Origin of the sequence: Pseudoduganella rhizocola (assembly GCF_045984285.3) — a bacterium.
Taxonomy (GTDB): domain Bacteria; phylum Pseudomonadota; class Gammaproteobacteria; order Burkholderiales; family Burkholderiaceae_D; genus Rugamonas.
This window is the reverse complement of record NZ_JBJQIK030000008.1, coordinates 70801-96702: the sequence shown is the minus strand read 5'-3', so window position 1 is coordinate 96702 and position 25902 is coordinate 70801. Positions and strand designations below refer to the sequence as shown.

Here is a 25902-nt window from a genome sequence, read left to right as displayed (position 1 = left end):
GTCAGACCCGAAAGTGGACACGGGCTCAGGTGGTATAATCGTTCCCTTTTGCCGTAAGCTTTCCATGTCTTCCGATACGCCTTCGAACGGTCCTGCGCGGACCATGCTGTATGACCCCACCGAGCACCGCATCCGCAGTTTCGTGACGCGCGCGGGCCGTCTGTCGACTGCGCAGGAGCGTGCGCTGAACGACCTGGGGCCGAAGTACATGATTCCTTACGCGAAGGCGCCGCTCGATTTCGAGGCAGCCTTCGGCCGCAAGGCGCCGGTCATCCTGGAAATCGGCTTCGGCATGGGCGATACCACGGCGTTCATCGCGAAGAACGCGCCGGAGCAGGATTTCATCGGCGTGGAAGTGCATACGCCCGGCGTGGGCAGCCTGCTCAAGCTGATCGGGGAGCAGGAGCTGGCCAATCTGCGCGTGATCCAGCATGACGCGGTGGAAGTGCTGGACCATATGATTCCGGCCAATTCGCTGGCCGGCGTGCATATCTATTTCCCGGACCCGTGGCACAAGGCCCGCCACAATAAGCGCCGCCTGATCCAGGCGCCTTTCGTCAAGAAGCTGGTGGACCACCTCGCGCCCGGCGGCTACCTGCATTGCGCCACCGATTGGGAAGACTACGCCGTGCAGATGCTGGAAGTGCTGGGCGCCGAGCCTGGCCTGCAGAACACGGCGGAAGGTTATGCCGAGAAGCCGGCTTACCGTCCGCTCACCAAATTCGAGAACCGCGGCCTGAAGCTGGGCCACGGCGTATGGGACCTGGTCTTCATGAAGAAGTAAGCTACTTCGCTTCGTATACCGTTTTACCGCCCACGATCGTTTGCAGCACCCTGGTCCGGGCGATCTCCTCTGGCGGAATGTCGAACACATTCCGGTCCAGCACAATCATGTCGGCGAGCTTGCCTTGCTCCAGCGAGCCGATGTCCTGCTCCTGCCGCAGCACATAAGCCGCTTCAATCGTCATTGCCCTTAGCGCTGCGGCGCGCGGCAGGCCGGGCTGCGTGCCGAGGCGGCCTTGATACTGCGGCCCCGCGTCCGGCCCGGCCGCGCGCGTAACGGCCACCTGCAGCGCGAACCATTCATTGAGCGGATCGACCGGCCAGTCGCTGCCGAAGGCGATGCGCGCGCCTGCGGTGCGGAGCATGAACTGCGGCTCCACGAAGCCGTAGCGGATCGGGCCCATATACGGCTGCAGCGCTTCCACGGTATCGGGCGCGGGTTTCGCCCATTGGAAGGACAGCACGGCCGTGGCATCGAGCTGGGCGAAGCGGTTGAAGTCCTGCGGGTCCACGATCTCGTTGTGCGCCAGGGCGGGGCGCATGGCGGCGCCTTCGGGCGTGGCGCGCACGGCTTCGATGGCGTCCAGCGCTTCGCGCACGGCGCGGTCGCCGTCCACATGCAGGTGCGGATCAATGTTCGCTTTTGCCAGCGCCCGCAGCATGGCTTGCAGCACGGGCGGCGCGAAATAGGGATCGGGACCGGCGCTGGCGCCCGGTTCGCCTCTCTCCGTGAAGTAGGGCGTGAGCATGGAGCCGGTCAGCGCGGGCGCGGCGATCACGCCGTCCATGAAGAGCTTCGCATGCCGTACCTGCATTGAGGGCTCCGTGCGGGTGGCGCCCTGGTCGAACTGGCCGGCGAGCTTGCGGATCTCGTTCACGGCCTGGTCGGGCGCCTGCTCCGGCTCCACCAGCACCGCGAAGTGGGCGCGGGCGGTGAGCTTGTTCTGGCGCTGCAGGGTGGCAAAGGCGGTGAGCGTTTCGGGATCGGTGTAGGCGTCGAGGAAAGTGGTGATGCCCTGCTTGCGCATGGCATCGAGCGCGCGCGATGAGGCGGCGAGATTTTCGGCGACGGTGAGCGGCGGCAGCAGCTTCATGGCCATATCCTGCGCGGCATCCTCCAGCAGGCCGGTCGCCTTGCCCTGCGCATCGCGGGCGATCTTGCCGCCGTGCGGGTCGGGCGTGTCGTCCTTCACACCGGCCAGCTGCAGGCCGCGCGCGTTCAGCAGCACCGAGTGGCCGAAGGAGGAGCGCACGAGGATGGGGCGTTTGGTGCGCAGCGCATCCAGCGTGGCATGGCTGACGGCCACGCCGCCCGGCTGCATGCCTTGCTGGAACCAGTTCACCACCACCAGCCAGCGTTTCCCATTGCGGTCCTTGTCAAGGCAGGCCTGGATGCGCGACTGGAACTGCGGCACCGTGAGCTTTTCGTAATTGAGGTTGCAGTTCAGCAGGCGCGCACCGCCTGACTGCGGGTGCATGTGGGCGTCCACCAGGCCCGGCATCAGCAGGCGGCCCTGAAGGTCGATCACGCGCGTGCGCGGGCCGATGTGTGCCTGTACGCCTTCATTGCTGCCGGTGTAGGCGATACGCCCGCCGCTGACCGCCAGCGCCTGCATCACGCTATTCTGCGCATCCATCGTTACAACGAGCCCGTTTCGGTAAACGGCGTCGGCAGGCGTGGCGGCTTGCGCCAGGCCGAAGACAAGCCCAAGAAGCGGAAACAGCAAACGCATGTTACCTCCATTTAATATGCTTGCGGCCTGCAAGCTGTCGCGCACTCCATACATTCACTGCCCAGCAAGTGCGACATTTCAGCATGATGAAGCTTTCAATGCAATGAGGCCCGCCATGCTCAGCAAACACATTCTTGCAGCAATCATCTTTTGTTTCGCGAGCGGCGCTGCGCTCGCGGACTACAGGGTAATCAAACTGCCCGATATCGATGTTGGATTCTATCGCCTGAATAATGCAGGCCAGATTACCGGGCAACAGATCGACTATATCGCGTCGCGGGCATATTACCGGCCCGTGTTGGTGGAGCCGGACGGTACGCGCCGGCGCCTTCAGGCCAGTGACGATTTTTGGGGCGGTATGGGAGACATCAACGACCTCGGCATTGTTGCAGGCAACACCTGGAACTACACGGTTGGCCAGCAGCGGCCGGTATGGTGGGATCAGCAGGGCAATATGCACTTCATCGAGGTGGCGGGCGCGCTGCCCTCGTATGCCAAGCGCATCAATAACTCCGGGGTCATTCTTGGGCGCACCTTTATTCGTGCCGACGAGTCGATTGGCTGGACCTGGCAAAACGGCAGGCTGAGTTATGCGGACACGGCAGGCTACAAATACGCCGCGCTTTCCGATCTCAACGATTCCGGCGTGCTGGTGGGCAGGGTAGGCGAGGGGCACAGCTGGAATGCGGCAGTGTGGCGCGATGGCGTGCCGGAACTTCTGCCGGGCGGAACGGGCGGTGACGCCGTCGCGATCAATGAGCTGGGGTGGATTGCCGGCAATATCGGTGGGCGCGCGGTGCTTTGGCGTGATGGCACGATGATCGAACTGGGGAACTTCCACGTCACCACGATGAATAACCGGGGCGAAATCATCGGTTACGGCGCCGACCTCGAACCATACTACTGGCGCGACGGCGGACTCAGATTGCTGGGGCCGCAGTACACCGGCGGCCTGCAAGTCTATGAAGCCTTCGATATCAATGACGAGGGCCAGATACTCCTTGAAGTAGATGGCGAGCGCCCATGGGAACGGGTGTTGGCGCTGGCCACCCCGATACCGGAGCCCGGGCAGCTGAGACTGCTGCTCGCGGGCTTAGTTGTCCTCGCACTGGCGCGGCGACAGCGCAGGCAGGCGGGGTAAGGCCTTGAGGAAGGCAAGCAGGTTTCCGCCTAACACCAGCACCAGCCCCGCGAATGCTGGCGCCGTCCACTGATACCCTTCGAAGAAGGTGGATACCGTCAGCGCGACTACCGGGAACAGCACCGTGCTGTAGGCTGCGCGGTCCGGGCCGATGCGGCCGACCAGCAGCAGGTAGGCGGTGAAGCCGATCACCGAGCCGGGAATGGCGAGGTAGAGCAGGGAACCGATGTAGCGCGCGCTCGGCTCGAAGCTGAAGCTCATGCCGCAGGCCAGGGCGCCGACGGTCAGCACGCAGGAGCCGATCAGCATGGCCCAGGTGTTCGTCATCCATGGCGACAGGCCCAGCGCCTGCATGCGGCTGGACAGCAGGTTGCCCGCCGAGAAGCACAGCGTGCCCGCCAGCGCGAGGCCGAGGCCCAGCAGCATGCTGCTGTCGCCCCAGTGGCCGCGCATCTGCGGCAGGAAGAGCATGCCGATGCCCGCCAGGCCCATCAGCGCGCCCGCCAGCACTTGCGGGCGGATTGTGCGCTTGAGGAAGATGCGGCCATTGATGGCGTTCCAGATCGGGGCCGTAGAGAACACGACGGCGACCAGGCCGCTCGGCATCCATTGGCTGGCATAATAAAAACAGATGAAATTCAGGCAGAACAAGGCGAGGCCCTGGGCGGCCAGGTAGCGCCAGGCCGCGCGCGGCGGCTTCAGCGGTTTGCGCAGGAGGAGCATGATGGCGAACATGACCGCGGTCGCCAGCCAGAAGCGGATGGCGATCGACACCGGCGCGGCCGCCTCGCCCAGCTGGAATTTGATGGCGATCCAGGTAGTACCCCAGATCAGGACGGTAAGCAGGTAGAGAAATGTATTCATGGCGCCAGTATCCTGGCCCCGCCGCGCTCGCACTTGTCTCCATTTGCGCATTTCCCTGGCCGAGCCCGCGACACCATGGGGCCAGGCCCCCAGTGTCAGTGTCCCGCCCGGACGCCATCTCCGCTTGTTTCACCTTGCGCATTTCCACGGCTGACTGACACCTTGGTGCCTGACCCCATGTCAGTTGTCTAGGCTTGCGCAGTTTTTGGGGGGCGCCAGCGCCGCGGGGAGGGGCGTGATAGACTTTTTGGCATGGGTTCTTGCGCACCGTCACTTGCCGAGCTGTTTCCTGCTGCCAAAGGCCGCGTGGCGCCGGCGGCGCGTGTGGCGCTGGATGCGGCACCGCGCGATGCGATGTCGCATGCGGTGTTCGGCACCATGTCGACCACCGACGCGGTGCTGGAGCGCTTTGCCTGGCTGGGCGACGGGCTGGCTGCCGCGGTCTGGCAGCGGCAGACCGATGAGCAGCTGACTGCTTACACACAGCCCGGCCACCACACGCTGTCCTGCTACCTGGGCGGCGGCTACCGCGTGGAGCGGGGCGGGGCGCCGGGCCAGTATGGGGCGCCGGGCCGCCTGTGTTCCTTGCCGGACTGGCATGAATCCGAATGGGTGGTGCGCGATAGCCTGCGCCTGCTGCATGTGTATTTCATGCCGGAGCATTTCACGCGCCGCGCCGTGGCGGAGCTGGACCGCGAACCGCGTGAGCTTACGCTGCAGGACCGCACCTACTTCGAGGACCCGCGCATCGTGCAGTTGCTGGGAGAATTGATGGCCACACCGTGGCAGGATCCCGACCAGCTGCTGCGCGCCAACGAGATCACCCACGAGACGCTCAGCGCGCTGCTGCACTCGCAGTCCATGACCAGACCCGCGCTGCGCCTGCGCGGCGGCCTGGCGCCGCATACGCGCCGCCATCTGGCTGCCTATATCGAAGCGCAGCTGGAACGACCGATCACGCTGGGCATGCTGGCGGAGCAGGCGAATCTGTCGGAGTTCCACCTGGCGCGCATGTTCCGCATCAGTTTCGGCATGCCGCCTTCGGCGTGGATCGCCGCGCGCCGCGTGGAACGCGCGCGCCAGCTATTGAAAATGTCCGACTTGCCCTTGCAGCAGATCGCGGATGCCTGCGGCTACGCGGACCTGAGCCACTTCGGCCACCGTTTCCGCGATGCGCTGGGTACGTCGCCCACGCGCTTCCGTCAGATCATGTCGGCCAGTAGCCGCACGATCTCCTCGCCGTAGGACGCCAGCTTTTTCTCGCCCACGCCAGATACGCCGCGCAAGTCGTCCAGCGAGCGCGGTTTGGCCTTGGCGATCTCGCGCAGCGTGGCATCGACAAAGATCACATAGGCCGGCACATTGTGCGCACGCGCCGTCTCCACACGCCACCAGCGCAGCTTGTCGAAGATTTTCTGTTCGTCCGTATCGAGGTCGGTCTCCACATAGCCTTTCGGCGCCGCCGTGCGTTTCTGTTTGACCGGTTTCTGGTACTGCCGCAGCTGCACTTTCTGGCCGCCCTTCAGCACGGGCCGCGCGGCATCGGTGAGTTTGAGCGAGCTGTATTGCTCGTGATCGACGGTGACGAGGCCCAGCGCAATCACCTGCCGCAAGATCGCGCGCCATTCCTGCTCGCTGCGGTCGGCGCCGATGCCGAACACCGACAGCGCATTGTGGTGCCAGGTCTGGATGCGGTCCGTTTCGATCCCGCGCAGCACTTCGATCACGTGGCCCGCCGCGAAGCGCTGGTCCACTCGGTAGATCGCGGACAGCAGCTTTTGCACCGGCACCGTGCCGTCAAAGGACACAGGCGGAATCAGGCAGGTATCGCAGTTGCCGCAGGGCGTGGCGGGCTCGCCGAAATAATCCAGCAGGCGCACGCGGCGGCAGCTCAGGGTTTCGCACAGGCCCAGCATGGCATCGAGCTTGGTGCCCAGCACGCGCTTGAAGCCTTCATCCGCTTCGGATTCGTCGATCATGCGGCGCTGGAGCACCACGTCCTGCAGGCCGTAGGCCATCCAGGCGCTGGCGGGCAGGCCGTCGCGGCCCGCGCGGCCGGTCTCCTGGTAGTAGCCTTCTATGCTCTTGGGCAGGTCGAGGTGGGCCACGAAGCGCACGTCCGGCTTGTCGATGCCCATGCCGAAAGCGATGGTGGCTACCATCACCAGGTTTTCTTCGCGCAGGAAGCGGGCCTGGTTGGCGGCGCGCTTCGTGTGCTCCATGCCGGCGTGGTAGGGCAGGGCGCGGATGCCGTTCTCGTTCAGGAATTCGGCCGTCTCTTCCACCTTCTTGCGCGACAGGCAGTACACAATGCCGGAATCGCCTGCATGCTCGGTGGTGATGAAGTCCAGCAGCTGCTTGCGGCCATTGCCCTTTTCTACGATCGAATAGCGGATATTCGGACGGTCGAAGGAGGATACGAACTGCGCCGCATCCTCCAGCTTGAGGCGGTGCACGATCTCGGCGCGGGTCTGCTGGTCGGCCGTCGCCGTGAGCGCAATGCGCGGCACGTTGGGGAAGTTCTCGTGCAGCACGGAGAGCTTGATGTATTCCGGCCGGAAGTCATGGCCCCATTGCGACACGCAGTGCGCTTCGTCGATGGCGAACAGCGCAATCTTCGAATCCTGGAACAGGTCGAAACAGCGCTGCGTCATCAGGCGCTCCGGCGCTACATAGACCAGGTCCAGCTGGCCGGTGCGCACCAGGCGTTCGATGCGCGCCGCTTCTTCCCAGGTCTGGGTGGAGTTCAGGAAGGCTGCGCGCACGCCCACTTCTGCCAGCGCGTCCACCTGGTCCTGCATCAGCGCGATCAGCGGCGAGATCACCACGCCCACGCCGTCGCGCAGCAGCGCCGGAATCTGGTAGCACAGGGATTTGCCGCCGCCCGTGGGCATCAGCACCAGCGCGTCGCCGCCATTGCCCACGTGTTCCACGATCTCGGCCTGGTTGCCGCGGAAGGCGGGGTAGCCGAAAATCGTCTGGAGCAGGTGGAGGGCGCGTTCGCTGGTGTCGTTCATTATGTCTATTCGGCCCACACTACCAGGCCAGAGTAGGCGGTTGCCAGCACCACCAGTCCGAAGACGATGCGGTACCAGGCAAACACCGTGAAATCATGCGTGCTGATATAGCGCAGCAGCCAGCGCACGCAGAGAAAGGCCGACACGAAGGCCGATATTGTACCAATGCCGAACAGCGGCAGGTCGGCCGCCGACAGCAGCGCGCGTTCCTTATAGAGCGAATAGAAGGTGGCGCCCAGCAGCGTTGGAATCGCGAGGAAGAAGGAGAATTCCGTCGCGGCCTTGCGCGAAAGGCCGAACAGCATGCCGCCGATAATGGTGGCGCCGGAACGGCTGGTGCCGGGAATCAGCGCGAAAGCCTGGGCGCAGCCCACCTTGATGGCGTCCAGCGCCGTCATGTCGTCCACCGAATGCACGCGCACCGATACGGGATTGAGCCTGGCGCGGCGCTCCACCCACAGGATGACGAAGCCGCCGATAATGAAGGCCAGCGCCACCGGCACCGGGGCGAACAGGCTGGCCTTGATGGCGTTGGCGAAGATGAAGCCAAGTAAAGCGGCAGGCAGGAATGCGATCACGATATTCATCAGGAAGCGCTGCGCCTTGCGCTCGCTGAACACGCCCGCCAGCACGCTGCCGATTTTCACGCGGTATTCCCAGATCACCGCCAGCATGGCGCCCGCCTGAATCGCAATCTCGAACACTTTGACCTTCTCGCCGGTGAAGTTGAGCAGGCTGCCGGCCAGAATCAGGTGGCCGGTAGAGGAAATGGGCAGGAATTCGGTAAAGCCTTCAACCAGACCCATAATCAGGGCCTTCAGTGCAAGAACGATATCCATTGCGATTTTTATAAAAGCGGTTCGGGAAGGGGCGACACTACGCGGGCACGAAGCTTACCACGCCCGCTATTCCGAAGGCACGCTGCTCAAGCGTAGCGCAGTCCCGTGGCGGGCGTTTTGACGCAATCCGGATGCGGGGGCGAAAAAAAACGCCGTCCACGATGCATTGTGGACGGCGCAGGGGAGACCGGCATGCGTTGCCGGGTTCAGAACGTCATATCGAGCCGGGCGCCGAAGTAGCGAGCGAAGTCGCGCGGCGGCAGCCAGGCGGTCGTATTGACGGCAAGCGGCACATTAGGCGCCTTGGGGCTCCAGTTGCTGTTGGCAATGCTGTTGTTCAGGCCCGCGGCATAGCGCTTGTCGAACAGGTTATTGACGAAGAAGGAAGCCTTGTAGCGGCCTTTCTTGTCATTGATGCCAAAGCTCAGGTTCGTGATGCTGTAAGCGCCCTGGATGGTCATCGGATCCTGGTTCAGCGAGAACTGCGTGCGGCTCTGGAAGCGCGTGGTGCCCGAAACAAAGGCGTTGAAGTTCTGCGATGCCAGCGGAATGTCGTACTGGCCGCCCAGGTTCACTTTTACCTTCGGCGCATTCGGCAGGGTTTTGCCCGCCAGGTCCTGCACATTGGTGTTGTTGAATTCCGGGCTGCGCACGCAGCCAGGGCCGGGCGTGGAGCCGGTTCCGGCGGCATTCAGGACGTTGTAGCAGGGGCCATTCCTGAACTCGCGGATGGTCGCTTCCGTGTAGGCCAGGCTGCCGTTCAGCTGCAGCTGCGGCGTAACGCGCACGCTGCCTTCCACCTCGAAGCCTTGCGTACGCAAGCCGCCAAGGCTGTTCAGGGCCGTGCGGAAGATGCCGTCGTAGTCGAAGAAGCCTGCCGACTGCTGGAAGTTGCGGAAGTTGGTCTGGAATACGGCCATGCTGAACATGGCGCGGTTGTCCCACAGGCTTTGCTTCCAGCCCAGTTCATAGCTGCGCGCCGATTCGGCCGGCACCGCGTCCTTCTTCGCCAGCGCCGCCGTGAAGCCGGAGGTCAGGTCATAGGCCACGCCCTTGTGGCCGGTGGAGATGGTGCCGTAGACCATGGCGTCGCGGTTCAGGCGGTGCTCCAGGCCCAGCTTCCAGGTGTGGCTCGTGTTGCTGTCTGCCTTGGTATAGAACTCCGTCGTCACAATTGCTTGCGGCGGCACCGTGTAGCGGCGGAAGTTGTAGCCGGTGTCTTCGTCGTTGAAGCGCGCGCCCACAATCAGGCTGGTATCCGGGCGGAAGTCCCAGTTGCCCTGGCCGTAGATCGCCTTGTTGACGTTCCATGCATCGGCGCCGTAGTTGGTGCCGTAGTTGAAGATCAGCGGCGCCTTGGCCAGTTCGCGGTTCAGGTAGTTCTTGCCGTACCAGAGGCCGACCACGTAGCGCAGCGCGCCCTTGTCCGGCGAGGTGAGGCGGAATTCCTGGGTGGTGGACTTTACATTGAACACGCCATACTGATACAGGCCGCCATGCATATTGGTCGGCGAGCCGTCCTGCAGGGTGAGGAATTGCAGGATGTCGATATCGGTATCGTCGTTGTCCTGGTAGTCGTCCATGTGGTACTTGCTGTAGGACGAGATGGAGCTCAGCGTGTGGTCGCCCCAGGCATAGTCCACTTTCAGGCCGGTGCCCCAGTCATGGAACTTGCCGCCGGTGGGATAGTCGTTGCGGATATCGCGGTTGTCCGGATTGATGTTGATGCCCGCGAGGACCACGGATTGCGGCAGCTGCGGCGCGTTACGATAGATGCCGCCCGGCGTCATTGAGCTGAAGGCATTGGTGCAGCAGAATTTCTCGGTACGGTTGTAGCGCGGCGTCAGCGTGAAGGTCAGATCGTCGGTCGGCTTCCACTCGAACTTGGCGTTGATGTTTTCGCCCTTGCTGCCATTGAGCTTGCCGCCGGTGGTGAGGTTGTTCAGCGTGCCCTTGTAGCTGGTCTTGCTGGCTGCCACGCGCATGCGCAGCGTATCCGATACGGCGCCGGAGACGCTAACGCCCGCACGCCACTCGTCGTCCTCCGTCACCAGCAGGGTGGTATTGGTCTTGACCGGGCCGCCGATCGGCTTGGTGGTGATGTTCAGGGCGCCGGCGATGGAGCTCTTGCCGAACAGGGTGCTCTGCGGGCCTTTCAGCACTTCGATGCGGTTCACATCGGCCAGGTCCTTGAAGGCGTTGGCCTGCATGCCGAGCGGGATATCGTCGACAATCACCGCCACGTCGGCTTCCACGCCGATGCCGAGCGAGAACGTGCCCACGCCCCGCATATTGATGCTGAAGTTGCCCGGCTGCGTGCCGTAGGACAGGGTCAGCGCGGGGGACAGGCTGGGTATGTCCTCCAGCTCGCGCACGTTGGAGCGCTGCAGGATCGCATCGCCCAGCACCGTAATGGATGCAGGAACGTCCTGCAGGTTCTGGGCGCGTTTATTGGCCGTAACGACCACGGATTCGAGTTTTCCGCTATCGGCCGCATCCTGAGTCTGGGCCTGGGCGGCGCCACTGGCCAGCAGTGCGGCGGCTACAGCGAGGGGCAACGGACGGAAGGTCCGCCGCTGTTTTACAGATTGCATATAAGTCTCCTGATTATTATTGCGGACCGCGGCTGCGGCCCGGTGCTTCAGGTGATTCCTGGTAAAACGGATCCTCCTTTCTATGGTTTGACGACGAGGGGAGTCTTCACACGCTGGGCGAAGTTGCTGACACCTGCTTCCCAGGAGGCCGCGTCGGCGTAGTCGCCGCTCTTGCTCCAGCCAGCGCCGAAGTAGTACACAAAAGGTTTGCCCGGCGTGGCGTTGCCGAGCGCGAGGTAGTGCTTGTCCGCGTTGGCGAAGCCGGTGGCGCCGCCCGGAATCAGCACGGCGCAGGCGGTGTTGCCGTCTTCGCCGTGCTGCGGCTCCCAGTAGCTCATCCAGCCCGCACTGTCGTCGCTGCGGTACTTGCCTTCGCCTTCGCGCTGCACGATGCCCACGCCGACGGGAAGCGGCTGCTTGCCGCTGGCGGTGAAGCGGCTTTCCACGCGGCTGAAGTTGGAGCCCGCATCGATGGAGATGCGTTTGACTTCGCTGACCTTGCGCCCCGCCGCATCCCAGGCAGGGAAGCGCAGTTCGAACACGGAGCGCAGCGGGCCGTCCGCCAGCACCTTCCAGCTTTCGAAGTTGCGAGAGTTGTGGAACTTGCCGTCCACGTAGACCGTGGTGCCGCCGCAGCCGCGCGTGCTGCCGACATGGTAGTAGTCCATGCCCTCGCCGTTGTCCTTGTGGTAGTTGCCCGCCTTGTACCACTTGTCCAGTACCGGCGCGCGAGTGCGCTTCACCCACACGTCGATGCCGCTGCTGACCAGCTGCTCCTTCGGATCCTTGATGATGGCCGGGCCATAGGTACGGTGCGCTATACGGTCGCTCTCCCAGGCGAAATCGTCGAGGCGTTCAGGCACGAAGCGCGCATGGGTTTTCACATCGGCCGGCGGCACGGTGGCCAGGCGCTCTTTCGGCAGCAGGAAATAGCGGTGCGTTTCGCCCGCCGCCAGGTTCACCGGGAACAGGATGCGGTCGCCGGCGAGCTGGGAGTTCACGATGGCCGAGGTGTGCGCATCCATCACCACCGGATTGCGCAGGCCTTTCGGCAGCTTTGCCTCGGCCAGTTCGTCGTCGCGCACCGTGGAACCGGGATTCGTCACGCTCACCTGGTACGGCTTCGTTTTTTCCAGCGCCGCCATGCGGTACATCTCGCTGCCCGCCAGCAGGAAGGCGCCCACGCCATAGACTTCGGTGAGATCGCTGTCGAAGTACTTCGGCGCCAGGCCGATAGGCTGCACGTGGGTCAGCTTGCCATCCGGCGCCACATTGCCGACCAGGGCAGCCCAGGCCTTGCGCACCGCCGGTTCATACTTTGCGCGGTCCAGGATGCCCTGGTTGACGCCATAGGCCAGCGCGTAGGTGTACAGGCCGGAACCGCTGGACTCCTTCATCGGATAGGTGGCCGGATCCAGCAGGCTTGCGCGCCACAGGCCGTCCTCCTGCTGCAGGCCGAGCACGCGGGCCGACATCTCCTTGAACTGCTGTTCGAAACGGGCGCGTGCCGGATGGCCTTCCGGGATGTATTGCAGCATGCGCACCAGGCCGCCCATCACCCAGCCGTTGCCCCGGCTCCAGAACACCTTCTGGCCATTGGCCTCGCGCTTGTTGAAGTAGTTGCTGTCGCGGTAGTAGAGGTGTTCTTCCTTGTCGTACAGGTAATCCGAGGTGCGCCACCAGTGATTGACGGCGAGGTCGAAGTAACGCTGGTCGCCGGTGATGGCCCACAGCCGTATCCATGCGGGCGGCGCCATGAACAGCGCATCGCACCAGGACCAGCGGTCCTGGTTGCCCTTCACGGTGAAGTCCAGCGTGCCTTCGCGCGGATTGGCGAGGATATCGTCGAAATGCGCGCGCAGGCCCTCGATCATCTTCGGCTCGCGCAGCTGCAGGTACAGCTCGGCGTAGGTCTGGCCGACGATATGGTCGTCCGCGTGGTAATGGTTCGGACCAAGCTTCCAGCCATTGTTCTCGCCCATGGCGACCATCGCGTCGCGGTATTTCCGGTCGCCCGAGATATTCGCCAGCGCCATGATGCCGTTATAGCCCACGGCCTGCGTCCAGTCCGTGGTGCGGTGGCGGCTTGGATTGGCGAGCTGCCAGTCGGCGACGCGCTCCATGGCGGCCAGCACCGCCTTCGGCGCCACGGCGGCGGACAGCTGCACCGCGGCCTGCGCAGGCTGCGGCGCAGGGCTTTGTGCATAAGCGGCAGCGCTGCAGGCCAGTGCGGCGGCGATGGCGAGGGTGGCAAGGCGTGGATGCTTCATTTCGGTCTCCTTTGTGCCGGAAAGTCTGGAAAGCTTTCCATTTATAATTGCGGTGAAGAATGACACCGCTACCATTCTGATAGGAACAAAAACCCTGACACCATGGGGTCAGGCACCATGGTGTCAGGGCCGGTACTGGCTATTCGTACATCGGGCCGGCGGTGACGAAGGGCCCGCCCTGGTAGATGGTGGGCAGGTCGTCCGCGCCAGGGCGTTCTGCCGTGTCGGGGAAGTTCGCGGCGAAACGGCGGGAGCTGGACTTCGGTTTGTAGCCCAGGTGGGAGGCCTTGCGGTTGTCCCACCAGCGGACGTCGTTGTCCGAGGTGCCGAAGGTGATGGTGTGGCCGACGCGCGGCGTGAACAGCGAGCAGCGCAGCAGTTCCAGCAGGTCGTCGTAGTCGAGATAAGTGACCATCATGCGCGGGTTGCGCGGCTCGGGGAAGGACGAGCCGATGCGGATGCACACCGTCTCGGTGCCGAAGCGGTCATAGTAGTAGCGCGACAGCGCCTCGCCGAAGCATTTGCTCAGGCCATAGAAGCCGTCCGGGCGCAGCGGCATGTCGGCGTCCACGATATCGGTGGTCTTGTAGAAGCCCACGGTGTGGCTGGAACTGGCGTACACCACGCGCTTGACGCCGAACTTGTGCACCGCTTCGTACAAGTAGTGCAGCCCGAGGATGTTGGCGTTCATGATCGGTTCGAAGCGGTCTTCGACCGAGATGCCGCCGAAATGGAGGATCGCATCGCAGCCTTCCACCAGCTTCATGACGGCGGCGCGGTCGGCCAGGTCGCATTGCATGACATCTTCGCCTTCGCGGGCAGGGCCCAGGTCCTTGATGTCGCTGATGCGCACCACGTCGGCCCATTGCTTGATGCGGTCGCGCAGCACCTGGCCCAGGCCACCGCCGGCGCCGGTCAGCAGCAGGCGCTTGAAGGGTTTGTTTGTCGTTGTCGTGGTCATAGTGTGTTTTTATGGGTTCGGAAGAAAAACGTTTAACTCAGTATATCGAAAATCTTGTCCGAGTCAATTGGCAGCGAAGGCCCGCGATTTTGCAGCGCACCAAAGGCCATGCCTGTCGCCGATCTTCCACAAGGCGTGCTTTTTTTACGACAGCGAGCTTGTTCTGTGTTGAGAAATGATCTACCATCCGGTTAAACGTTTTCCAAATAATGCGAAAGCGTGCAGCATTAAATAGACGAAGTGAACAAGGAGACCTTGATGCAACAAGTGAAATATGGGATGAATAGCCGCCTCACGCCGATGGCCTTCGCCGTGGCGCTGGCGCTGCCTGCGCTGGCATGGGGCCAGGACGGAGCACAATCGGGCGGCCTGGAAACCGTGGTCGTTACCGCGAACAAGCGCGTTGAAAAACTCGAACACGTGCCAATGGCGATTTCGGTGCTGAGCGAAAGCGTCATCCAGAACAACAATGTGCGCGACATCGAAGACGTGATCAACCTGTCGCCGGCGCTGAGCGTAACCTACGGCACCACGCCGCAGAACAACGGCATCAACCTGCGCGGCGTGGGCACCACCTCGATCGGTATCGGCGTGGAAGCCGACGTGTCGGTGATCCTGGACGATATCCCGATGGGCATGCAGGTGAAGGCCTTCCAGAACCTGGCCGAGCTGCAGCGCGTGGAGATCCTGAAAGGCCCGCAGAGCACCCTGTTCGGCAAGGCCGCCATCGCCGGTGCGATCAATATCACCACCAAGCCGATCTCCGGCCCGCTGGCCGGCAAGGCCAGCACCATGTACACGGAAGACGGTGAATGGCGCCTGAGCGGCAGCTACGGCGGCATGCTCACCGACCGCTTCGGGTTCCGCATCTCCGCCAGCAACGAGCGCTTCCCCGGCCTGCTGTACAACCTGACCACGGGCCGCCATGCCAACGGCAGCGGCGATAAATCGCTGATGGTGAAGTTGAGCTATCGCCTGACCGACGATATCGACATCGACTTCTCGCCGCGCATCAACCGTTCCGAGCGTACCTGCTGCGCCATCGCGCTGACCAGCATGACCCCGGCCACCGGCGGCCTGCTGAGCAATATCCCGCAACTGCCAGCCAGCCAGCTGCTGGCCGGCATCACGCCAAGCGCCGACAACGTCAACATCCGCAACAACGACCGCACCGGCCAGGATTCGACCGACCGTGGCGCAGGCCTGAAAGTCACCTGGTCCATGCCGAACGGCGGCACGCTGGCCTCGATCACCTCCGTGTCGCACTACACGGCGGACGACACGCGCGACCAGGACTTCGTGGATGCGCCAACCCTGCTTTACTACCCGCTGGGTAACGGCAAGCCGGCCGGCGCCAACGCAGGCTATGTGCAGTACGGCGTTACCGAAGTGGATAGCCGCAGCCAGGAACTGCGCCTGATTTCGCCGGACAGCGGCACCGTGCGCTATGTGGCAGGCCTGTGGTATGCGCGGAACAGCATCGCCCGCGAATTCACCCGCGGCTACCGCGATGTGGCACTGTCCACCCCCGCACGTTACGACACCAGCACCACCAACTCGAACCGCGCCGCCTACGGCCAGCTGACCTGGGACTTCGCGCCGACCTACAGCCTGCTGGCCGGCCTGCGCTTCAACCGCGAGACGTCGGGCTACATCTTCTCGAAAGGCCTGCCGCCGCCGGGCGCCTTCGTGCCGACCGAGGTGTTCTCCAGCACGGATAACAGCGAAAACGCCGTCACCGGTAAACTGAGCCTGCAGAAGCAGTTCACGCCAGGCGTGATGGGCTACGTGATGGGCGCCACCGGCTACAAAGGCATGGCCTACGACCTGACCTCCAGCCTGAACGCGGCCACCGCTGCGGAACAGCCGGTGCCTTCGGAAACGGCGAAGACGGTTGAAGCAGGTATGAAGGGTAACTTCTTCAACAACCGCCTGACCGTGAACCTGGCCACCTTCTTCAGCAAGTTCAAGGACTACCAGCAGAACTCCGGCAGCTACCTGCCAGGCACCACCACCTACGTCACCCGCCTGAACAGCGTGGGCGGCGTGGAGACCAAGGGTGTGGAGCTGGATGTGTCGGCGCTGGTGGTGGAAGACCTGGTGGTGAACGCAGGCATCGCCTATACCCGCGCTTCGATCTCCGACTTCAAGAATGCGCCCTGCTACAACGTGACCGGCAGCACCAACGGCGGCTTCAATGCAGCCTGCGTGCTGAAGAATCCACTGTACGGCAACCAGAATACGCAGGACATCTCGGGCGGCCAGATGCCGAACGCGCCGAAATGGAAGATCAACATCGGCGGCCAATACGACCTGCGCCTGCCAAGCTACAGCTTCAACGGCTTCATGACCTTCAACACCCGCTACACCTCGGAAGTGATCACGAACCTGAACCAGGATCCGGGCAACCGCGTTCCGGGCTACGCACTGACCAATGTGGGCTTCGGTGTGCGCGACAAGAAGGACAAGTACAAGTTCACCTTCTTCGTGAACAACCTGTTCGACCATCGCTATGCGAACGCCGGCCTGGGTGGCGGCGGCAGCTGGAGCTCGCGCGCCCCGAACCCTGTGGTCAATGTAACGACCACCAGCTGGGTGCCGGCGCGTGACGCTTTCCGCTACGTCGGTGCGCGTCTGGATGTGAAGTTCTGATTCTCTCTGCCTTGTGCCGTGGCGTATTTTCTGCGCCACGGCAGTTTTTTTAGGTAGAATTGGTAGCGGTACCAAAAATAAACAGGAGATGGCGGTGACAAAAACTCTGAAATGGCTGGCAGCCTGCCTCTGGCTGGCGAGCGGACTGGCAAATGCGCAGCTGCAAAATATCTATGGACGCGAGCACCAGAGCCTGAACGGGCGCTGGCACTACATCATCGACCCCTATGAGACGGGTTACTACGATTACCGCCGCAAGCCGCACGACCAGTCGGCAAGCGGCAGCGGCGGCTTCTATGACGACCGCAAGCAGAAGGACAAGGGCGAAACCATCGAATACAGCTTCGACCTGGCGCAGACCATGGCCGTGCCGGGCGACTGGAACTCGCAAAACACGAAGCTGGAGTTCTACGAAGGCACGGTCTGGCTGCGCCAGCGCTTCAATGCGGCGCCCAGGGAGGGCAAGCGCTACTTCCTTTACTTCGGCGCCGTGAACTATGAATCGCATGTCTACCTGAACGGCAAGAAGCTGGGCAGCCACAAAGGCGGCTTCACGCCTTTCCAGTTCGAGGTGACGGGCAAGCTGAATGCGGGCGAGAACACGGTCATCGTCAAGGCGGATAACACGCGCCACCAGGACGAGATTCCTACCGTGAGCACCGACTGGTGGAACTACGGCGGCATTACGCGCGACGTGCTGCTGGCCGAAGTGCCGGCGACCTATATCGCCGACTACAAGGTGCAGCTGGCGAAGGGCGACCTGAAACGCATCGAAGGCTATGTGCAGCTGGCCGGGGCACAGGCCGAGCAGTCCGTGACCATCGATATTCCGGAAGCGGGCCTGCGCACTTCCGTGCGCACCGATGCCAATGGCCGGGCCGCCATCAGCATTCCCGTGAAATCGCTGCGCTACTGGTCGCCGGAAGATCCGAAGCTGTACAAGGTGAACATCAGCGCCGCCACCGACAGGATCAGTGACAGCATCGGCTTCCGCACCATCGAAACCCGCGGCCGCGATATTCTTCTTAACGGCAAATCCGTCTTCTTCCGCGGCGTTTCCGTGCACGATGAAAATCCGCTGATCCCCGGCCGCCTGCGCGGTTCCGGCGACATGCGCATGATCCTGCAGTGGGCGAAGGACATGAACTGCAACTACGTGCGCCTGGCGCACTACCCGCACAGCGAAGAGATGATACGGCTGGCGGACGAGATGGGCCTGATGGTGTGGGCCGAGGTTCCTGTGTACTGGACCATCTCCTGGGAGAACGCCGATACCTACGCCAACGCCAGCAAGCAGCTGACGGACCTGATCGTGCGCGACAAGAACCGCGCCAGCGTCGTGGTCTGGTCCATCGGTAACGAAACGCCGGTGAGCGAGCCGCGCAACGTCTTCATGAGCAAGCTGGCCGACGCCGCGCGCGGCCTGGATGGCACGCGCCTGATCGGCGCCGCGCTGGAAGTGCACCGCAAGGGTTCCGAGGTGACGGTGGAAGATCCGCTGGCGGACAAGCTGGACCTGGCGAGCTTCAATGAGTACGCAGGCTGGTACTGGGCCAGCAACAAGGACATGCTGAACTTCCACTTCAACATCCCTTACAACAAGCCGGTAATGATTACCGAATTCGGCGCCGATGCGCTGGGCGGCTTCCACGGCGACAGCGACACGCGCTGGAGCGAGGAATACCAGGACCAGCTCTACAAGAACCAGTTCAAGATGCTGGAGGCGATTCCGGGCCTGCGCGGCATGACGCCGTGGGTGCTGGTGGACTTCCGTTCGCCGCGCCGTCCGCATCCCTACTACCAGGACTTCTGGAACCGCAAGGGCCTGATTTCGGAAACCGGCAAACGCAAGCAGGCCTTCCATACGCTGAAGTCCTACTACGACAAAAAAGAACAGCAGTACAAGAAATAAGGAGACATGATGAAACTTCGCCACCTCCTGGCTGCCGCATTGCTGCCGTCCTTCGCCTTTGCGCAGGACGCGCAGATCGACCGCAAGGTGAATGAGCTGCTGAAGAAGATGACGCTGGAAGAGAAGGTTGGCCAGCTGCACCAGCTGTCCGGCCGCCAGTTCACCGGTCCCGAAAGCAGTAAGTTTGCGGACAAGCTGGCCGATATCCGCGCCGGCAAGGTCGGTTCCATGCTGAACGTGAAGGGCGTGGCGGAGACGCGCGAAATCCAGGCGCTGGCGCTGCAGTCGCGCCTGCGTATCCCGCTGCTGTTCAGCCTTGACGTGATCCACGGCTACAAGACCACCTTCCCGGTGCCGCTGGGCGAAGCCGCTTCCTGGGACCTGGAAGCGATCGAGCAGGGCGCGCGCGTGGCCGCCATCGAGGCCGCTGCCTCCGGCATCCACTGGACCTTCGCACCCATGGTCGATATCTCGCGCGACCCGCGCTGGGGCCGCGTGATGGAAGGCGCAGGCGAAGACACTTACCTTGGCTCGCAGATCGCGCGTGCCCGCGTCAAGGGTTTCCAGACCTCGAAGCTGGGCGGAACGGACGCCATCATGGCCACTGCCAAGCACTTCGCCGCCTATGGCGCCGCGATTGCAGGCCGCGACTACAACGCGGTGGACATGAGCGAGCAGCAGCTGCACGAAGTCTACCTGCCGCCGTTCAAGGCAGCGCTGGACGCAGGCGCGGCAACCTTCATGAACTCCTTCAACACCCTGAACGGCATCCCGGCCACGGGCAGCGCGCACCTGCAGCGCGATATCCTGAAAGGAGAATGGAAGTTCAAGGGCCTTGTCGTCAGCGACTGGGCCTCGATCAAGGAAATGGTGCCGCATGGTTATGCGGCCGACCTGGCGGACGCCGCCACCAGGGCGCTCAACGCGGGCAGCGATATCGATATGGAAGGCTATGCCTATACGAAGCACTTGGCCGATGCGGTGAAGTCCGGCAAGGTGCAGGCGAAGCTGCTGGACGATGCAGTGCGCCGTGTGCTGGTGAAGAAGTTCGAACTCGGCCTGTTCGACGATCCCTACAGGTTCTCGGATGCGGCGCGCGAGCAGGCTGCGCTGAACGACCCGAAGCACCGCGAGATAGCGCGCGACGTGGCGCGCAAATCCATGGTGCTGCTGAAGAACGATAACAATGCATTGCCGCTCGCTGCCGGCGCGAAGCGCATCGCCGTCATCGGTCCGCTGGCCGATTCGAAGCGCGACCTTGAGGGCGGCTGGGTAGTGCAGGGCGAGCGTGCAGATGTCGTGAGCATTCTCGAAGGCATCCGCCGCCGCGCCGGCAGCGCAACGGTGACGCACGCTGCCGCTTGCGCTCCCGGTTGCGCCACGATGGATGGGCTGGATGCCGCCGTCGCTGCAGCGAAGGACGCGGACGTGGTGGTGCTGGCCATCGGCGAAACCTGGGACATGAGCGGCGAGGCGAAATCGCGCACCGATATCGGCGTTCCGGGCCAGCAGAACAAGCTGTTCGAGGCCATCAAGGCCACGGGCAAGCCGGTGGTCGTGGTAATGCTGGCGGGCCGTCCGCTGATCTTCAATACCATCGCCGACCAGGCGGACGCCATCCTGTACGCATGGTTCCCCGGCACCGAGGGCGGCAATGCCGTGGCCGATGTGCTGTTCGGCGACTACAACCCGTCCGGCAAGCTGCCCGTCACCTTCCCGCGCAATATGGGCCAGCTGCCGCTGTCCTACGCGCAGTACTCGACGGGCCGCCCGGTGCTGGACGAGAAAAACATCGTCTACAAATCAGCCTATATCGATTCGGTGAACACGCCGCGCTATGCCTTCGGCCATGGCCTGAGCTATACCAGCTTCAGATACTCCGGTGCGAGCCTCAGCAGCAACACCATGCGGCCTGGCCAAAGCATCACGCTCTCGTTCGATATCGCCAACAGCGGCAAGGCGGCCGGTACTGAGACGGTGCAGCTGTATATCCGCGACCTGGTCTCCTCCGTCGTGCGTCCGCTGAAGGAGCTCAAGGGTTTCCAGCAGGTGCGCCTGCAGCCGGGCGAACAGCGCCGCATCAGTTTCACGATTGACCGCAACACGCTTTCCTTCTTCAACACTCAACTGAAATGGGGCGCCGAGCCCGGGGATTTCAAGCTGATGGTCGGCAGCGCATCTGACGACATCCGTGCCGAACTGCCACTCCGCCTTCTCGAAAAATGAACACACCAACCATCACTTCCCTGCGCGTTATTCCTGTAGCGGGCCGCGACAGCATGCTGCTCAACCTGAGCGGCGCGCATGCGCCATATTTCACGCGCAACCTGCTGATCCTGACGGACAGTTCCGGCAATCAGGGCGTTGGCGAAGTGCCGGGCGGCGAAGCGATTCGCCAGACCTTGCAGGACGCCGGACCTCTGCTGGTGGGGCAGCCCATCGGCCACCACAACGCCATGCTGAACAGCGTGCGCAGCGCCTTCGCCAGCCGCGATGCGGGCGGCCGCGGCCAGCAGACCTTCGACCTGCGCATTGCCATTCACGCCGTGACGGCGATCGAATGCGCGCTGCTCGACCTGGTGGGCCAGTTCATGAACGTGCCGCTGGCTGCGCTGCTCGGCGACGGCCAGCAGCGCGACAAGGTGCCGATGCTGGGCTACCTGTTCTACATCGGCGACCGCCGCCGCACCGACCTGCCTTATGACAGCGATGAACAGGCGGAAGACGACTGGCTGCGCCTGCGCCATGAAGAAGCGATGGATGCGAAGTCGGTGGTGGCGCTGGCCGAAGCGGCCTACAAGCGCTACGGCTTCAAGGACTTCAAGCTGAAAGGCGGCGTGCTGCGCGGGGAGGAAGAGATGGAAGCTGTTACCGCGCTGGCCGAACGCTTCCCCGATGCCCGCATCACGCTGGACCCGAACGGGGGCTGGCTGCTGAAGGACGCCATCCGCCTGTGCCGCGACAAGGGCGATGTGCTGGCCTATGCCGAAGACCCCTGCGGTCCGGAGAACGGCTATTCCGGCCGCGAAGTGATGGCTGAGTTCCGTCGCGCCACGGGCCTGCCGACCGCCACCAATATGATCGCGACCGACTGGCGCGAGCTTGGCCACGCCATCCAGCTGCAGTCGGTGACGATTCCGCTCGCCGACCCGCACTTCTGGACCATGCAGGGTTCGGTGCGCGTGGCCCAGCTGTGCCATGAATGGGGCCTGACCTGGGGCTCGCATTCGAACAACCACTTCGACGTGTCGCTGGCGATGTTCACCCACGTTGCCGCCGCGGCGCCGGGCCGGATCACGGCCATCGACACGCACTGGATCTGGCAGGATGGCCAGCGCCTGACCAAAGCGCCGCTGCAGATCGTGGGCGGCATGGTGGACGTGCCGAAGAAGCCCGGGCTCGGCGTGGAACTGGACATGGCCGAGGTGGAGGCGGCGCACCAGCGCTACCTGAACATGGGCCTGGGCGCACGCAACGATGCGGTCGCCATGCAGTTCCTGATTCCCGGCTGGACTTTCGACAGCAAGCGCCCCTGCCTTGTGCGCTGATACAATCGGTGCATGAGTGATGACAAGAAGCCCACCCAACCCGTAAAACGCAAGCGCAACAAGGGCCAGAGCCTGACCCTGCGCGACGTAGCAAAAATGGCCGGCGTGGCGCCGATCACCGCTTCCCGCGCGCTGAATACGCCGGAAGCGGTGTCGGACAAGATCCTGGCCCGCGTGCGCGACGCGGTGGAACGCACCGGATATGTGCCCAACCTGCTGGCCGGCGGCCTGGCCTCGCGCAAGAGCCGCCTGGTCGCCGCGCTGGTGCCCACGATCACCGGTTCCGTTTTCCTGGAAACGGTGCAGGCGCTGACGGCAACGCTGGCCGCTTCCGGCTACCAGATGATGCTGGGCCAGTCCGGCTATGTGGAATCGCGCGAGGATGCGCTGCTGGAAGCGATCATCGGACGCCGCCCGGATGGCGTGGTCCTTACCGGCATCATGCGTTCGCCGCTGGCACGGCGCCGCCTGGCCGCCAGCGGCATTCCCGTGGTCGAGACGTGGGACCTCACGCCAACGCCGGTCGATATGCTGGTTGGCTTCTCGCACGAGAAGGTAGGCGCGGCGGTGGCCGAATACCTGCATCGCCGTGGAAGGCGCCATCTCGCCGCCATCATTGCGGACGACGAACGTGCCGCGCGCCGTAACAAGGCTTATTCCGATACCGCGTGTGCGCTTGGCGTGGCCGGCGGCAACGCTGCAGTGCCGTCGCATATCGTTCCCGCGCCGAGTTCCGTGGCAAGCGGCAGGGAAGGGCTGCGCGCCCTGCTGGCGCAGCATCCCGGCATCGACGCCATCTTCTGCAGCTCGGACATGGTGGCGCTGGGCGTGATGATCGAAGCGCAGGCGCAGGGCATCGCCATTCCGCAGCAGCTGGCGGTGGTCGGCCTGGGCGACCTCGCGCTGTCCAAAGACCTGCATCCGGCACTGACCACGGTACGGGTTGACGGCACCCTGATCGGGCAGACGGCAGCGCGCTACATCATCCAGCGCGCAGAGGGAAAACCGGTGGCCGACCCGGTCTGCGACGTGGGATTCACCATCATCGAGCGCCACAGCGCCTGAGCATTTATTTCCCCGGCAGTGAGAAAGGGTGACTATTCCGTCGCCATCGTTCGCTATACTTGAGCAAAACGATAAATAAATAACACTTCCTCACATGCTGAAAAAAATCCTCACCTCGCTCGGCGGCGGGGCGGGGGCTGCGCCTGCGCGGCCCTCGGCCAGCCCGATCGAAGAAGTCCTGCTGCGGCAGATCGTCGAAATGCGGGCGCAGGATCCGCTGATCGGCGCCCGCATTGCCAGCAAGGAGATCCTGCGCCGGCTTGGCAATATGCTCGCTACCGAGACGGGTGTGCATGCCGAATCGCTGTTCTGCGCACTGGGCGCGCTGGCGGGATATGCCTGCCAGACCGCGGTGCGGGCCCAGGCCACCGCGCGCGGCCTTGCGCCCGCACCCCTGCTTTCTCCAACGCAGGGCGCGGACGGGCGCACCTACTACCGCAGCGACAGCGTGGACGCCATGCTGGCCGAATCGCAAAGCGCCGTCTGGTGCCTGCTGATGGATGGCGCGCGCCAGGCGGGCTTCGAAACGCTGCCGGACGTCGGTGAACTGTTCCACCACGTTGCCGGCAGCATCGGCACGCCGGACTTCGGCAAGCCGCGCCAGCGCGGCCCGCGTGCGCCGCGCGACCTGCCTTTCCTGTACCTGCGTGCGCAATGGCCCGCCTTCCAGCCCATGGTGATGAAGTTCTGCTCCGCGCCGGACCAGTGGCCGGTGGCTTACGCCTATGCGATCCAGGAAGCGCTGCAGCGCTACCGGCACCAGTTCGAACCCGGCGCCGCGGCAGCACTGGCAATGGAGAGCGCCATTGCGATGTCGCGCATCGATTTTTCCACCCACGGCCAGGCCAGCACCCCGCTGCAATCGCGCAGCAAGGCTGCTACACTGGCCGCACCATGAAGATCATCCGCGCCACCCTCGAACAGCTGGAGGACACGCATGCCCTCCTCAACGAATACTTCGAAGCCATCAACGTCGTCGTACGCGACACGCCGGATGGCGTAAAGGCCTTCCTCAGCGCGCCGGACTCGGCGCTGTGGCTGGCCTATGTGGACGGCGCGCCGGCCGGCTGCGTCGCTCTGCGCCCGCTGCCGCTGCCGCAGGTCGGCGGCGCGGTGGAATGCAAGCGGCTTTATGTCCGCCCGCAGCACCGCGGCCTCGGCATCGCCGAAGCCCTGCTCGATGCGATGGAAGCGCACGCCGCCGCTGAAGGCCGGAGCTGGATCTACCTCGACAGCAAGGCCGGCCTGGATGCCGCCATCCGCCTGTACCGCAAGCGCGGCTACCAGGACTGCGAGCGTTACAACGACAATCCCGAAGCCACCGTATTCCAGCGCAAGGCGCTGCAATGAGCAGCTATAAAGTTGCTGTCGAACTGGTGGGCTGACTTTCCGGCGCCGTGGCGTCTTCCAGGTGGCCGAGCCAGCGCAAGGCCTGCTCGCGCGTGTCGCCGCACAGCTCTTCGCTCGGCTGCAGCGAGCCGCAAACCTGCGGGCGATCGGGATGGCCGAAGATCTTGCAGCGCATGTCTTCGTCGAGCTGGATGCACTTCACCCCTGCCGGCTTACCGTTCGGCATACCGGGGATAGGGCTTGAAATGGAAGGGGCGATGCAGCACGCCCCGCAGTGATCGCGGCAGTTCATCCCCGTATTTTACCGCTACGCCGCTGCCAGCCCCGCCAGCACGGTCTCCAGCGTAGTTTCGCCGTAGCGCTGTTCTCCTTGCCCATCGAAGGCAATCCAGCCTTGGTTGAAGCCGTCCAGCATCTGGATGCGGGGCAGAGGATGCTGCATGCCTTGCGCCGCGAACAGCGCTTGCCAGCTGTCGCGCGGCACGGCCTGCGGCCGCACATCGCGCCCCAGAACGCGGCCGAGGGTTTGCGCCGCAAAGGCCGGGCTGACAGGTTCCCGCGCTTCCAGTTCCACGATGCGTTTGCCCTGCCAGTCTTCCTGCATCAGTGCGGCGGCGGTGGCACCCACGTCTGCAGTCGCAATCATCGGTATGGCGCGGTCCAGGGGCTGCAAATAGCTGTGCAGCGTTCCGCTGCTGCGCGCAGTGGCGATATCCCAGGCGAAGTTCTCCATGAACCAGGCGGCCCGCACGAAGGCTGCCGGCATGGGCAGCTCCCGGAGTTCGTGTTCGAGCATGCCGAGCTGGTTGAGCAGGTTCGGCTGCGCCGCCGCAGCGCCGATGGTCGAGAGTGCGACCACTTTGGCGGGGCGGGCCACTTCGAGTGCGGCGCGCAGAGAACGGATCATCGCCGAGGCCTCCGGGTAGCCCGGCGCCGGGTCGAACAGCGGCGGCAGCATGGCAAATACCGCCTGCGCGCCCGACAAGGCATCCCGCAGCGCATAGGGATTGCCGATATCCGCCACGGCCACCTCGCAACCCTGGTTGCGCCACACGGCGCCCTTTGCCTCGTCACGCACGACGGCGCGCACTTTCTGCCCTGCTTTCAGCAGTGCGCGCGCTACCGCGCCGCCAACCTGGCCGGTGATACCCATTACAGCGTACATGATGTTCC

At 63.8% G+C, this 25902-nt stretch carries 19 protein-coding genes; 10 read left to right on the top strand and 9 right to left on the bottom strand.

Going from position 1 to position 25902, the window contains the following annotated elements; translation table 11 throughout:
- Positions 1 to 103 precede the first annotated feature (103 nt).
- Positions 104 to 784 carry a tRNA (guanosine(46)-N7)-methyltransferase TrmB gene (trmB, locus tag ACJRPG_RS17805; protein WP_408001597.1) on the top strand — a complete coding sequence of 227 codons (681 nt, stop codon included), beginning with the start codon at positions 104 to 106 and terminating at the stop codon, positions 782 to 784.
- 1 nt (position 785) lies between these two features.
- Here trmB and ACJRPG_RS17800 read toward each other — a convergent pair whose 3' ends face one another.
- Positions 786 to 2516: an amidohydrolase gene (locus ACJRPG_RS17800; protein WP_408001440.1), complete on the bottom strand. Its 1731-nt coding sequence runs from the start codon at positions 2514 to 2516 to the stop codon at positions 786 to 788.
- A gap of 115 nt (positions 2517 to 2631) precedes the next feature.
- On the opposite strand from ACJRPG_RS17800, the gene ACJRPG_RS17795 reads away from it, so the two are divergent.
- On the top strand, positions 2632 to 3657 hold the full coding sequence (locus ACJRPG_RS17795) for a PEP-CTERM sorting domain-containing protein (RefSeq protein ID WP_408001439.1): 1026 nt from the start codon (positions 2632 to 2634) through the stop codon (positions 3655 to 3657).
- On the opposite strand, the gene ACJRPG_RS17790 is transcribed toward ACJRPG_RS17795, so the two are convergent.
- Positions 3610 to 4521: a DMT family transporter gene (locus ACJRPG_RS17790; protein WP_408001438.1), complete on the bottom strand. Its 912-nt coding sequence runs from the start codon at positions 4519 to 4521 to the stop codon at positions 3610 to 3612. The two genes, ACJRPG_RS17795 and ACJRPG_RS17790, sit on opposite strands and share 48 nt — an antisense overlap.
- 354 nt (positions 4522 to 4875) lie before the next feature.
- Here ACJRPG_RS17790 and ACJRPG_RS17785 point away from each other — a divergent pair, with 354 nt between their 5' ends.
- Complete coding sequence (locus ACJRPG_RS17785; protein WP_510183111.1) at positions 4876 to 5766, top strand: helix-turn-helix domain-containing protein; 891 nt, start codon at positions 4876 to 4878, stop codon at positions 5764 to 5766.
- Here the strand turns inward: ACJRPG_RS17785 and recQ are convergent.
- The 5 genes from recQ to ACJRPG_RS17760 form a co-directional block, all read right to left on the bottom strand.
- A complete protein-coding gene (gene recQ, locus ACJRPG_RS17780; RefSeq protein WP_408001436.1) occupies positions 5724 to 7538 on the bottom strand; it encodes a DNA helicase RecQ in 1815 nt (604 codons plus the stop codon). The genes ACJRPG_RS17785 and recQ overlap by 43 nt on opposite strands.
- Positions 7539 to 7543: 5 nt before the next feature.
- The gene (locus ACJRPG_RS17775; protein WP_408001435.1) at positions 7544 to 8377 is read right to left on the bottom strand and encodes an undecaprenyl-diphosphate phosphatase; all 834 of its coding nucleotides are present in this window, start codon (positions 8375 to 8377) and stop codon (positions 7544 to 7546) included.
- 206 nt (positions 8378 to 8583) lie between these two features.
- Positions 8584 to 10971, bottom strand: a complete 2388-nt coding sequence (locus tag ACJRPG_RS17770) for a TonB-dependent receptor (RefSeq protein WP_408001434.1) — start codon at positions 10969 to 10971, stop codon at positions 8584 to 8586.
- 80 nt (positions 10972 to 11051) lie between these two features.
- On the bottom strand, positions 11052 to 13241 hold the full coding sequence (locus ACJRPG_RS17765; RefSeq protein ID WP_408001433.1) for a BT3233 family polysaccharide utilization protein: 2190 nt from the start codon (positions 13239 to 13241) through the stop codon (positions 11052 to 11054).
- 139 nt (positions 13242 to 13380) lie between these two features.
- Complete coding sequence (locus ACJRPG_RS17760) at positions 13381 to 14202, bottom strand: NAD-dependent epimerase/dehydratase family protein (protein WP_408001432.1); 822 nt, start codon at positions 14200 to 14202, stop codon at positions 13381 to 13383.
- Between the two features lie 258 nt (positions 14203 to 14460).
- On the opposite strand from ACJRPG_RS17760, the gene ACJRPG_RS17755 reads away from it, so the two are divergent.
- The 7 genes from ACJRPG_RS17755 (at position 14461) to ACJRPG_RS17725 (ending at position 24729) form a co-directional block, all read left to right on the top strand.
- Complete coding sequence (locus tag ACJRPG_RS17755; protein ID WP_408001431.1) at positions 14461 to 16854, top strand: TonB-dependent receptor; 2394 nt, start codon at positions 14461 to 14463, stop codon at positions 16852 to 16854.
- Positions 16855 to 16948: 94 nt separating this feature from the next.
- Positions 16949 to 18766: a glycoside hydrolase family 2 protein gene (locus ACJRPG_RS17750; RefSeq protein WP_408001430.1), complete on the top strand. Its 1818-nt coding sequence runs from the start codon at positions 16949 to 16951 to the stop codon at positions 18764 to 18766.
- 6 nt (positions 18767 to 18772) lie between these two features.
- Positions 18773 to 20992 (top strand): glycoside hydrolase family 3 N-terminal domain-containing protein, encoded by a 2220-nt coding sequence (locus ACJRPG_RS17745; protein WP_408001429.1) that lies wholly within the window; start codon positions 18773 to 18775, stop codon positions 20990 to 20992.
- Complete coding sequence (gene gudD, locus ACJRPG_RS17740; protein ID WP_408001428.1) at positions 20989 to 22314, top strand: glucarate dehydratase; 1326 nt, start codon at positions 20989 to 20991, stop codon at positions 22312 to 22314. Before ACJRPG_RS17745 ends, gudD begins: the two co-directional genes overlap by 4 nt.
- 12 nt (positions 22315 to 22326) lie before the next feature.
- Positions 22327 to 23379 (top strand): LacI family DNA-binding transcriptional regulator, encoded by a 1053-nt coding sequence (locus tag ACJRPG_RS17735; RefSeq protein WP_408001427.1) that lies wholly within the window; start codon positions 22327 to 22329, stop codon positions 23377 to 23379.
- A gap of 94 nt (positions 23380 to 23473) precedes the next feature.
- On the top strand, positions 23474 to 24277 hold the full coding sequence (locus tag ACJRPG_RS17730) for a hypothetical protein (RefSeq protein ID WP_408001426.1): 804 nt from the start codon (positions 23474 to 23476) through the stop codon (positions 24275 to 24277).
- Positions 24274 to 24729 carry a GNAT family N-acetyltransferase gene (locus ACJRPG_RS17725; protein WP_408001425.1) on the top strand — a complete coding sequence of 152 codons (456 nt, stop codon included), beginning with the start codon at positions 24274 to 24276 and terminating at the stop codon, positions 24727 to 24729. Before ACJRPG_RS17730 ends, ACJRPG_RS17725 begins: the two co-directional genes overlap by 4 nt.
- A 4-nt stretch (positions 24730 to 24733) precedes the next feature.
- Here ACJRPG_RS17725 and ACJRPG_RS17720 read toward each other — a convergent pair whose 3' ends face one another.
- Positions 24734 to 25021: a YkgJ family cysteine cluster protein gene (locus ACJRPG_RS17720; RefSeq protein ID WP_408001424.1), complete on the bottom strand. Its 288-nt coding sequence runs from the start codon at positions 25019 to 25021 to the stop codon at positions 24734 to 24736.
- Between the two features lie 15 nt (positions 25022 to 25036).
- Entirely contained in the window at positions 25037 to 25894 is an 858-nt protein-coding gene (locus ACJRPG_RS17715) for an NmrA family NAD(P)-binding protein (RefSeq protein WP_408001423.1), read from the bottom strand.
- Between the last annotated feature and the right edge of the window lie 8 nt (positions 25895 to 25902).

Excerpts from the sequence above, each read along its gene's own strand:
- ACJRPG_RS17720 (WP_408001424.1), bottom strand. The coding sequence starts at position 25,021 with ATGAACTGCCGCGATCACTGCGGGGCGTGCTGCATCGCCCCTTCCATT.
- ACJRPG_RS17730 (WP_408001426.1), top strand. The coding sequence starts at position 23,474 with ATGCTGAAAAAAATCCTCACCTCGCTCGGCGGCGGGGCGGGGGCTGCG.
- ACJRPG_RS17770 (WP_408001434.1), bottom strand. The coding sequence starts at position 10,971 with ATGCAATCTGTAAAACAGCGGCGGACCTTCCGTCCGTTGCCCCTCGCT.
- ACJRPG_RS17795 (WP_408001439.1), top strand. The coding sequence starts at position 2,632 with ATGCTCAGCAAACACATTCTTGCAGCAATCATCTTTTGTTTCGCGAGC.
- ACJRPG_RS17785 (WP_510183111.1), top strand. The coding sequence starts at position 4,876 with ATGTCGCATGCGGTGTTCGGCACCATGTCGACCACCGACGCGGTGCTG.
- ACJRPG_RS17775 (WP_408001435.1), bottom strand. The coding sequence starts at position 8,377 with ATGGATATCGTTCTTGCACTGAAGGCCCTGATTATGGGTCTGGTTGAA.
- ACJRPG_RS17760 (WP_408001432.1), bottom strand. The coding sequence starts at position 14,202 with ATGACCACGACAACGACAAACAAACCCTTCAAGCGCCTGCTGCTGACC.
- ACJRPG_RS17800 (WP_408001440.1), bottom strand. The coding sequence starts at position 2,516 with ATGCGTTTGCTGTTTCCGCTTCTTGGGCTTGTCTTCGGCCTGGCGCAA.
- ACJRPG_RS17735 (WP_408001427.1), top strand. The coding sequence starts at position 22,327 with ATGAGTGATGACAAGAAGCCCACCCAACCCGTAAAACGCAAGCGCAAC.
- ACJRPG_RS17790 (WP_408001438.1), bottom strand. The coding sequence starts at position 4,521 with ATGAATACATTTCTCTACCTGCTTACCGTCCTGATCTGGGGTACTACC.
- gudD (WP_408001428.1), top strand. The coding sequence starts at position 20,989 with ATGAACACACCAACCATCACTTCCCTGCGCGTTATTCCTGTAGCGGGC.
- ACJRPG_RS17715 (WP_408001423.1), bottom strand. The coding sequence starts at position 25,894 with ATGTACGCTGTAATGGGTATCACCGGCCAGGTTGGCGGCGCGGTAGCG.
- ACJRPG_RS17745 (WP_408001429.1), top strand. The coding sequence starts at position 18,773 with ATGATGAAACTTCGCCACCTCCTGGCTGCCGCATTGCTGCCGTCCTTC.
- ACJRPG_RS17765 (WP_408001433.1), bottom strand. The coding sequence starts at position 13,241 with ATGAAGCATCCACGCCTTGCCACCCTCGCCATCGCCGCCGCACTGGCC.
- ACJRPG_RS17755 (WP_408001431.1), top strand. The coding sequence starts at position 14,461 with ATGCAACAAGTGAAATATGGGATGAATAGCCGCCTCACGCCGATGGCC.
- trmB (WP_408001597.1), top strand. The coding sequence starts at position 104 with ATGCTGTATGACCCCACCGAGCACCGCATCCGCAGTTTCGTGACGCGC.
- recQ (WP_408001436.1), bottom strand. The coding sequence starts at position 7,538 with ATGAACGACACCAGCGAACGCGCCCTCCACCTGCTCCAGACGATTTTC.
- ACJRPG_RS17725 (WP_408001425.1), top strand. The coding sequence starts at position 24,274 with ATGAAGATCATCCGCGCCACCCTCGAACAGCTGGAGGACACGCATGCC.